Raw genomic sequence first — 9,395 nt, 5'->3', positions numbered from 1 at the left:
ACCAGGTGACGGGTTCGGGCCGCCGGGGCGGGGGAGGCGGCTTTCGGCGCCGCAGCGGCCTTGGCGACGTCTTCCTTCATCACCCGCCCGTCGCGGCCCGAACCCGTCACCTGGTCGCGGCTGACGCCCTGTTCGGCCATCGCCTTCTTGGCCGAGGGCGCGTCCTCGACATCGCTGCGCGGCTTCATCTGTTCGGGACCGGCGCCGGGGGAACCGACCTGGCCCGCCGTGGTCCCGTCCTCGCCGCCCGAAGCGGATCCGACGGGCGCGGCATTGCCATAGGCGCCCTTGTTGTCCGAGGAGCCGCTGGCGGGCTTGGCCGCGCCCGCGCTGCCCGCCGCGCCCTCGGTGATGATCGCCAGCCGGGCCTTGGCATCCACGGTGGCGCCTTCCTCGGCCAGGATCTCGGCCAGCACGCCCGCCGCCGGTGCCGGAACCTCGACCGAGACCTTGTCGGTTTCCAGTTCGCACAGCATCTCGTCGGCGGCCACGCTGTCGCCGACCTTCTTGAACCAGGTGGCCACGGTCGCCTCGGTCACGCTTTCGCCAAGCGCGGGGACCATCACATCCACGGATTTGCCGCTCATCTCTTGTCCTTCCGGGGTCTTCTGGGCCGTCTCGGCCTGCGGTTGTTCTTTGGGGGATTTCGGGGTCGCGTCGCTGCCGGCCTCGTCGATCTGCGCAAGCAGCGCGTCGGGACCGACGGTTTCGCCTTCCGCCGCGACGATTTCGGCAAGGATGCCGGCCGAGGGGCTGGGCACCTCGACCGTCACCTTGTCGGTTTCCAGTTCGCACAGCATCTCATCCACCGCGACGGCATCGCCCGGCTTCTTGAACCAGGTGGCGACGGTCGCCTCGGTGACGGACTCGCCCAGGGCGGGAACGCGGACTTGGGTGGGCATCAGGTCATCCTTCCAGCGACAACGCCTCGTTCACCAGGGCTTCCTGTTCGGCCTTGTGGCGCGAACCCAGGCCCGTGGCGACCGATGCGGCGGCGTTCCGGCCGACATAGCGGGCGCGGTTGTGGCGCGCGCCCAGCCGGTCCAGCGACCATTCCAGGTAAGGTTCGACAAAGCTCCAGCCGCCCTGGTTCTTGGGCTCTTCCTGGCACCAGATCACCTCGGCATCCTTGAAGCGGGCCAGTTCCTTGACCATCGACTGCGCGGGGAAGGGATAGAACTGTTCCAGCCGCAGCAGATAGATGTCGTCGATCCCGGCCTCGTCGCGCGCCTTCAGCAGGTCGTAATAGACCTTGCCCGAACAGATCACGACGCGGCGGATGCGGTGATCCGGCACCAGCGTGATGTCGGACGCGCCGCGCTGCGCGTCGTCCCACAGCACCCGGTGGAAGGTGGAACCGGACTGGAAATCCTCGGCCCGGCTGACCGCCTTCGGATGGCGCAGCAGCGATTTCGGCGTCATCAGCACCAGCGGTTTGCGGAACCGGCGGTGCATCTGACGGCGCAGGATGTGGAAATAGTTGGCCGGAGTCGTGCAGTTGGCGACGATCCAGTTGTCCTCGGCGCACATTTGCAGGAACCGTTCCAGGCGCGCGGACGAGTGTTCCGGGCCCTGGCCCTCGAAGCCGTGGGGCAGCAGCATCACCAGGCCGGACATGCGCAGCCATTTCTTCTCGCCGGACGAGATGAACTGGTCGAACATGATCTGCGCGCCGTTGGCGAAGTCGCCGAACTGCGCTTCCCACAGGACCAGGGCGTTGGGTTCGGCCAGCGAATAGCCGTATTCGAAACCCAGCACCGCATATTCCGACAGCATCGAGTCGATGACCTCGTAATGGGCCTGGCCGTCGGCGATATGGTTCAGCGGATAATAGCGATCCTCGGTCTTCTGGTCGATGAAGGCCGAATGCCGCTGGCTGAAGGTGCCGCGCGTGCTGTCCTGACCGGCCAGGCGCACGGGCTTGCCTTCCAGCAGCAGCGACCCGAAGGCCAGGGCTTCGCCGGTGGCCCAGTCGAAGCCCTCGCCGGTCTCGAACATCTGGCGCTTGGCTTCCAGCAACCGGCCCACGGTCTTGTGCAGGTTGTGCCCGTCCGGCACCGTGGTCAGCGCGCGGCCGATCTGGGCCATCGTGGACGGCTCGATCCCGGTTTCGCCGGACACGTATTCGGCGCCCTCGCGGTCCAGGCCCGACCACTTGCCGTCAAGCCAGTCGGCCTTGTTCGGCTTGAAGGCCTTGCCGACCTCGAACTCCTCGTTCAGGTGGGCCTGGAAGGCGGCCTTCATGTCCTCGATCTCGCCCTCGGGGATCAGGCCGTCGGCGACCAGCCGTTCGGTATAGAGTTGCAGCGTGGTCTTGTGGCCCTTGATTTGGGTGTACATCGCCGGGTTGGTGAACATCGGCTCGTCGCCTTCGTTGTGACCGAAGCGGCGATAGCAGAAGATGTCCAGAACCACGTCCTTCTGGAACTTCTGCCGGAACTCGGTCGCGACCTTGGCGGCATGGACCACGGCTTCCGGGTCGTCGCCGTTGACGTGGAAGATCGGCGCCTCGACCATCAGCGCGATGTCGGTCGGATAGGGCGAGGTGCGGCTGAAATGCGGCGCGGTCGTGAAACCGATCTGGTTGTTCACGACGATATGGATGCAGCCGCCGGTGCGGTGGCCCTTGATGCCCGACAGTTGCAGGCATTCCGCGACGACGCCCTGGCCCGCGAAGGCCGCGTCGCCGTGCAGCAGGATCGGCAGCACGTTGCTGCGGTCGAAGGTGTCGCCCAACTGGTCGCCCTTGGCCCGCGCCTTGCCCAGCACGACGGGGTTCACGGCCTCCAGGTGCGAGGGGTTCGCGGTCAGGGACAGGTGGACGGTGTTGCCGTCGAATTCCCGGTCGCTGGACGCGCCCAGATGGTATTTCACGTCGCCCGACCCGTCCACGTCCTCGGGTTTGAAGCTGCCGCCCTGGAATTCGTGGAAGATCGCCCGATAGGGTTTCGACAGCACGTTCGCCAGCACCGACAACCGGCCCCGGTGCGGCATGCCGATGACGATTTCCTTCACCCCAAGCGCACCGCCGCGCTTGATGATCTGTTCCATCGCCGGGATCAGCGCCTCGCCGCCGTCAAGGCCGAAACGCTTGGTGCCCATGTATTTGACATGCAGGAACTTTTCGAAGCCCTCGGCCTCGACCAGCTTGTTCAGGATGGCGCGGCGGCCTTCGCGGGTGAACTGGATTTCCTTGCCGTATCCCTCGATCCGCTCTTTCAGCCAGGCGGCTTCCTCGGGGTTCGAGATATGCATGAACTGGATCGCGAAGGTGCCGCAATAGGTCCGCTGCATCAGCTCGGTGATCTGGCGGATCGACGCGACCTCCAGCCCCAGCACGTTGTCGATGAAGATCGGCCGGTCCATGTCGCCGGGACCGAAGCCATAGGTTTCGGGGTTCAGCTCGCCATGGTCGGGGACGTTGCGAAGGCCCAGCGGGTCCAGGTTCGCGTGCAGGTGGCCGCGGATGCGGAAGGCGCGGATCAGCATCAGCGCGCGGATCGAATCCAGCACCGCCTGCCGCATCTGGTCCTCGGTCAGGGTGACGCCCTTTTCCTCGGCCTTGGCGGCGATCTTCTTCATCGCGGCGGTGGCTTCGCTTTTCGACGCCATCGGCCATTCGCCGGTCAGGGCGGCGGTGTTTTCGTCCGAGGGCAGCGGCGGCCAGTCGGCACGCTTCCAAGTGGCGCCCTTGGCCTCGCGCGCGGCATCCTCGGCCCCGTCGCCCAGGCTGCGGAAGAAGGCGTCCCAGCCCGCGTCGAAGGCGCCGGGGTTCTGCGCCCACTGGCCATAGAGCTGTTCGATATAGGCGGCGTTGTGCCCTTGCAGGAAGGACGAGTCGTGGAAATCGGCGTTGTTGGGCTGTTCAGTCATCTGATCTCGCGTCCTTGACGCAATGGGGAAAGGTGGGGCCGCGTCAGGCGGCGGCGCAGGTGACGATCATCATCTGGACGCCGGGCATCGCGCTGCCCGCGCCCGGCTTGTTGGTGCGGCTGTCCTTCAGGTCGCGGCCTGCCTGGCGGCACAGCTGCGCGGGCGCCGCGCTAATCTTGCCGGCGTCTGTTTGGGCCGGGCGGAACAGCACGGTAAAGCGGCTGTCGGCGTCGCCGGTGACGGAAATCAGCGCGGCCTGGTGCAGGCCGGTGCGGCTATCGACCGGCCCGGCCGGAATCGCGGGGGCCGCCGGGACAGGGGCGGGCGCGACGGGGCGCAGGACCGGCGCCGCGACGGGCGGAACCGCCGGAACCGCAGGCGCCGCCGCGACCGGGGGTGGGGCCGAGACCGGGACGGTCTGCACGCAACCGGCCAGCAGCAGGGCTGCCAGCAGCCCGGCGGCATTCAAGGATCGGGGCAGGGATTTGGGGGAAGTTGCAAGGGTCATGACCGCCTCAGGCACAATAAACGTCGATGATGGCCGCGCCGGGATCGGCATAGGGATCGGCGCGGGGAATCCGTTCGATCCGCGCCACCGCGCGGCGTTCCAGCCCGCACAGCGCGCGTGCCGCGCCCTGTTCGGCCTGGATGGGCGCGCGGGCCGGATGATAGATCAGCCGCCAGCCGTAATCCCGCCGCGCAACGGTGCGCACGGAATCCGGCGGCAGGGTGCTGGCCTGGTGCAGGTTCGTCATGGCGGGGATCCCGCCGGGCAGGATGTCGGTGGTGGGCGCGCGGCCGCAGGCCGTCAGCGTCAGCAGGGCCGCCAGCGACAGGGGCGCGATGCAGCCGCCGGTCCGGGCCATGGCCCCGGCGGAAAGCCTGTCTGCGCGCTGCGGCTGGTCGTCCACGTCATCCCCCTGATTGGTCCCGGTGCCCCCTTAGGTATGCCGGGGGCACCGGCTGTCAAATCGCGTCACGCACAGGTGACGGTCATGCGCTGCACACCGCCGGTGCCGAACTGCGGCGCGGTCGTATCCACCGGATCGGCGCTGAACACGGTCGAGGCCGTGTTGGCGCAGATCAGGCGCGGCGCGTCCGCAAGCTGCTCGGCGGTGACACCTTCCTCGCGATAGAAGACGACATACTGGCTGCCGGTGCGGGTCACGCCCAAGACCGCATCCGCGGGCAGGCCAGTCGCCGTCGCCAGCGCCTCGGTATCGACCGGGCTGGTCGTGACCGTAGTTTCCACGCGGGTGATCGGCTCGGGCGCGCAGGCCCCCAGCACGACAGTCGAGGCAATGAGGGTCGCTGAAAGCATCTTCATCGTGATTCTCCTGTTGTTACAGAGCGGTTGCTCTTGACCGGGGGAACGCGCGCGGCGCGGGCCGGGTTGCGTCAGCCCTTGATGGCCTTCAGAACCGCCTCGCCCAGGCCCGCCGGGCTGTCGGCGACGACGATCCCGGCCTTCTTCATGGCCTCGATCTTCGATTCCGCGTCGCCCTTGCCGCCCGAGACGATGGCGCCCGCATGGCCCATGCGCCGGCCCGGAGGCGCGGTGCGGCCCGCGATGAAGCCCGCCGTGGGCTTCCACTTGCCCTTCTTCTTCTGGTCGGCCAGGAATTCGGCCGCTTCTTCCTCGGCCGAACCGCCGATCTCGCCGATCATGATGATCGACTCGGTCTCGGGGTCGTCCAGGAACATCTGAAGCACGTCGATATGCTCCATCCCCTTGATGGGGTCGCCGCCGATGCCGACCGCCGAGGACTGGCCCAGCCCCACGTCCGAGGTCTGCTTGACCGCCTCATAGGTCAGCGTGCCGGACCGGCTGACCACGCCGACGGAACCGCGACGGAAGATGCTGCCCGGCATGATGCCGATCTTGCATTCGTCCGGCGTCATGATGCCGGGGCAGTTCGGCCCGATCAGGCGCGACTGCGACCCTTGCAGGGCGCGCTTGACGCGCATCATGTCCAGCACCGGGATGCCTTCTGTGATGCAGACGATCAGCGGGATCTGCGCGTCGATGGCTTCCAGGATCGAATCCGCCGCGAAGGGGGGCGGGACATAGATCGCGCTCGCATTGGCGCCGGTTTTGGCCACGGCCTCGTGGACCGAGTTGAAGACCGGCAGGCCCAGGTGTTCGGAGCCGCCCTTGCCGGGCGTCACGCCGCCGACCATCCGCGTGCCATAGGCGATTGCCTGTTCGGTGTGAAAGGTGCCCTGGGATCCGGTGATCCCCTGGCAGATGACTTTGGTGTCTTTGTTAACGAGAACGGCCATAGGGGTCTCCTTAATATCTCACGGGCGCGTCAATCACATCGGTGCCGTTTACAGTCACCCACTCGATTTGACGTGGGGCTAGCGTGCCGCCGCAGGATGCAGACGGCTCCATTGACCCGGTAAGTTTATCCGGGAGGGCTCGCGTAGCATTTTGGATCGTTCCACTCTTGAACGCGAAATAGAATTCGAGTCCTTGTGAACCATCTATTTCTGGGCCTACCTCGGCAAATTTAATGGCCTCTCGGCGCTCTGCAGGCAGATGCTCCGCAATAATTGCGATACAAGCATCGTAGGCGTCACTTTTGCGATCTGCCGCTGCTGCAAATGGAAAAACCGTAGCAAGCCCAGTCAGAAAAAGCGCGAGTTTTCTTTTCACCCCTTCACCGCTTTCACGATTTTCTCTGCGCCGTCCTTCAGGTCGTCCGCCGCGATAACGTTCAGGCCCGACTCGGCGATGATCTTCTTGCCCAGCTCCACGTTCGTGCCCTCAAGCCGCACGACCAGCGGAACCTGCAACCCGACTTCCTTCACGGCCGCGATGATGCCTTCCGCGATGATATCGCAGCGCATGATGCCGCCGAAGATGTTGACCAGGATGCCTTTGACGTTCGGGTCCGAGGTGATGATCTTGAAGGCTTCCGTCACCTTCTCCTTGGTCGCGCCGCCGCCCACGTCCAGGAAGTTCGCGGGTTCCGCGCCATAGAGCTTGATGATGTCCATCGTGGCCATCGCCAAGCCCGCGCCGTTCACCATGCAGCCGATCTCGCCGTCAAGGGCGATGTAGTTCAGGTCGAACTTGGATGCGGCCAGTTCCTTGGGATCTTCCTCGGTCTCGTCGCGCAGGGCCAGGATGTCGGGCTGACGGTAAAGGGCGTTGTTGTCGAAGCCCATCTTCGCGTCCAGGCACTTGATCTGGCCTTCGGGGGTGACGATCAGCGGGTTGATCTCCAGCATCTCCATGTCCTTGTCGATGAACAGGCGATACAGGTTCTTGACCAGGGCCACGCATTGCTTGACCTGAGCGCCTTCCAGGCCCAGGGCGAAGGCCACGCGGCGGCCGTGGAAATCGGACAGGCCCGAGGCCGGATCGACGCTGAAGCTCACGATCTTCTCGGGCGTGTGGGCGGCCACTTCCTCGATGTCCATGCCGCCCTCGGTCGAGGCGACGAAGCTGACGCGCGACGACCCGCGATCCACCAGCAGCGCCAGATACAGTTCGCGCGCGATGTCGGAACCGTCTTCGATATAGATGCGGTTGACCTGCTTGCCCGCCGGGCCGGTCTGGTGGGTCACGAGGGTGCGGCCCAGCATCTGGCGGGTCAGTTCCTCGGCCTCGGCCACGGATTTGGCCAGGCGGACGCCGCCCTTTTCACCGGCGGCGGCTTCCTTGAAGCTGCCCTTGCCGCGGCCGCCCGCATGGATCTGCGCCTTGACGACCCACAGGGGGCCGTCCAATTCGCCCGCGGCCGACTTGGCCTCGTCCGCCTTGATCACGACCCGGCCGTCGCTGACCGGCGCGCCGTATTGACGCAGCAGCGCCTTGGCCTGGTATTCGTGGATGTTCATCCTGACCCCCTTTTTCGGTTCGACAGATTTGCCGGGGTCATGCCACAAGGCAATCAGCGCGGGAAACCATTTTCCCGTAAAATGCCGGAAAGCCGCAAGAAGGCGCCGATTGTGATCACGGCTGGAAATGCCGTGATCACAAAGGCCCAAAAGGTCAGATTCGGCGGAGCGTCAGCCCGCCACGCGCGCGCATTCGAAACTGTCGCCGGTGGTCTTGGACAGCCAGGAGATCTGGTTGTCGTTCTTCCATTGCACCTGGATCACCGCGCCATCGGCCAAGGTCATGGTCGTCACGCGGTTCTGGGTCGAGAAGCCCCGGATCGTGATCGGCGCGGCGTCGTTCGACGGGATATAGGATGTCGGCGTAAAGGTCATGGTGGTGGCGCCGCAATCCCAGCTGCCCATGAAGGGCAACTGGTCGGTGGGCCGAGGACTGGTCGGCGGGGCCGAGCAGGCGCCGATCAGCAGAACGGAACAAAGAACAGCAGGCAGGACGTGTCTGGTCATGGTCGCCTCCGGTTTGCTTACCGCCGGAATGCTACGACGGAACCGGAAAGATGAACATCGCCGAATGCAAAAGGCGCGCCCACGGGGGACGCGCCTTGCAAGTCCTGCGGGGGCCGGTCAGGCCAGGGCGCTGTCGATGCCCTTGCAGGCTTCGACCAGGCCCTTCACGGCGTCGACGGACTTCGTGAACATCCCTTGTTCGTCGCCGTCCAGGGTGATGTCGATCACCTTTTCCACGCCGCCCGCGCCGATCACCGTGGGCACGCCCACATAGAGGCCGTTCAGCCCATAGGCGCCATCCACATAGGCCGCGCAGGGCAGGACGCGCTTCTGGTCCTTCAGATAGGCTTCCGCCATCTCGATCGCGCTGGTCGCGGGGGCATAGAAGGCGCTGCCGGTCTTCAGCAGGCCGACGATTTCCGCGCCGCCGTCGCGGGTGCGCTGCACGATCTGGTCCAGCTTGTCCTGGGTCGTCCAGCCCATCTTGACCAGATCCGGCAGCGGGATGCCGCCCACGGTCGAATAGCGCACCAGCGGCACCATCGTGTCGCCATGGCCGCCCAGCACGAAAGCCGTCACGTCCTTCATGGACACGCCGAATTCCAGCGACAGGAAATGGCGGAAGCGCGCCGAATCCAGGACACCCGCCATCCCGCAGACTTTCTCATGCGGCAGGCCGCTGAACTCGCGCAGCGCCCAGACCATCGCGTCCAGCGGGTTGGTGATGCAGATGACGAAGGCGTTGGGCGCGTGCTTGGCAATGCCTTCGCCCACCGATTTCATGACCTTGAGGTTGATGCCCAGCAGGTCGTCGCGGCTCATCCCCGGCTTGCGCGGCACGCCGGCGGTGACGATGCAGACATCGGCGCCCGCGATGTCGGCGTAATCGTTGGTGCCTTTCAGCGCGGCGTCGAAACCCTCGGACGGGCCGGATTCCGCGATGTCCAGGGCCTTGCCCTGCGGCGTGCCCTCGGCGATGTCGAACAGGACGACATCGCCCAGTTCCTTCATCGCGGCCAGATGCGCCAGCGTGCCGCCGATCTGCCCCGCACCGATCAGTGCGATTTTGGGTCGGGCCATGGATAACCTCCGATTACAGGGTGATGGTTGCCGGGGTGGTTACGGGGTCGCAACACGAATCGCAAGCCTCCGCCGCCGCAGCGCGG

The 9,395-nt window shown here is 65.9% G+C and carries 9 protein-coding genes; all 9 read right to left on the bottom strand.

Annotated features, from left to right (window positions below; translation table 11 throughout):
• Positions 1-902 (bottom strand): biotin/lipoyl-containing protein (locus PARHAE_RS16085; RefSeq protein WP_206437000.1); only part of this gene is annotated, 902 nt, incomplete at its 3' end.
• A gap of 4 nt (positions 903-906) precedes the next feature.
• On the bottom strand, positions 907-3,873 hold the full coding sequence (locus PARHAE_RS16080; protein WP_126155586.1) for a 2-oxoglutarate dehydrogenase E1 component: 2,967 nt from the start codon (positions 3,871-3,873) through the stop codon (positions 907-909).
• Positions 3,874-3,916: 43 nt separating this feature from the next.
• Positions 3,917-4,381, bottom strand: a complete 465-nt coding sequence (locus PARHAE_RS16075; RefSeq protein WP_126155585.1) for a hypothetical protein — start codon at positions 4,379-4,381, stop codon at positions 3,917-3,919.
• A gap of 7 nt (positions 4,382-4,388) precedes the next feature.
• Positions 4,389-4,784, bottom strand: coding sequence for a hypothetical protein (locus tag PARHAE_RS16070; RefSeq protein ID WP_126155584.1), 396 nt, complete (start codon positions 4,782-4,784; stop codon positions 4,389-4,391).
• A 65-nt stretch (positions 4,785-4,849) separates the two neighbouring features.
• Positions 4,850-5,200: a hypothetical protein gene (locus tag PARHAE_RS16065; protein WP_126155583.1), complete on the bottom strand. Its 351-nt coding sequence runs from the start codon at positions 5,198-5,200 to the stop codon at positions 4,850-4,852.
• Positions 5,201-5,271: 71 nt separating this feature from the next.
• Positions 5,272-6,156 (bottom strand): succinate--CoA ligase subunit alpha, encoded by an 885-nt coding sequence (gene sucD, locus PARHAE_RS16060; protein ID WP_126155582.1) that lies wholly within the window; start codon positions 6,154-6,156, stop codon positions 5,272-5,274.
• Between the two features lie 372 nt (positions 6,157-6,528).
• A complete protein-coding gene (gene sucC, locus PARHAE_RS16055; RefSeq protein ID WP_126155581.1) occupies positions 6,529-7,722 on the bottom strand; it encodes an ADP-forming succinate--CoA ligase subunit beta in 1,194 nt (397 codons plus the stop codon).
• Positions 7,723-7,893: 171 nt separating this feature from the next.
• Positions 7,894-8,229, bottom strand: coding sequence for a hypothetical protein (locus PARHAE_RS16050; RefSeq protein WP_126155580.1), 336 nt, complete (start codon positions 8,227-8,229; stop codon positions 7,894-7,896).
• A gap of 117 nt (positions 8,230-8,346) precedes the next feature.
• Positions 8,347-9,309, bottom strand: coding sequence for a malate dehydrogenase (gene mdh, locus PARHAE_RS16045; protein WP_126155579.1), 963 nt, complete (start codon positions 9,307-9,309; stop codon positions 8,347-8,349).
• Positions 9,310-9,395 lie beyond the last annotated feature (86 nt).

The organism is Paracoccus haematequi, assembly GCF_900631945.1.
GTDB lineage: Bacteria > Pseudomonadota > Alphaproteobacteria > Rhodobacterales > Rhodobacteraceae > Paracoccus > Paracoccus haematequi_A.
Note: the sequence above shows the minus strand (reverse complement) of the source record. Positions and strands in the feature narration are given on the sequence as shown.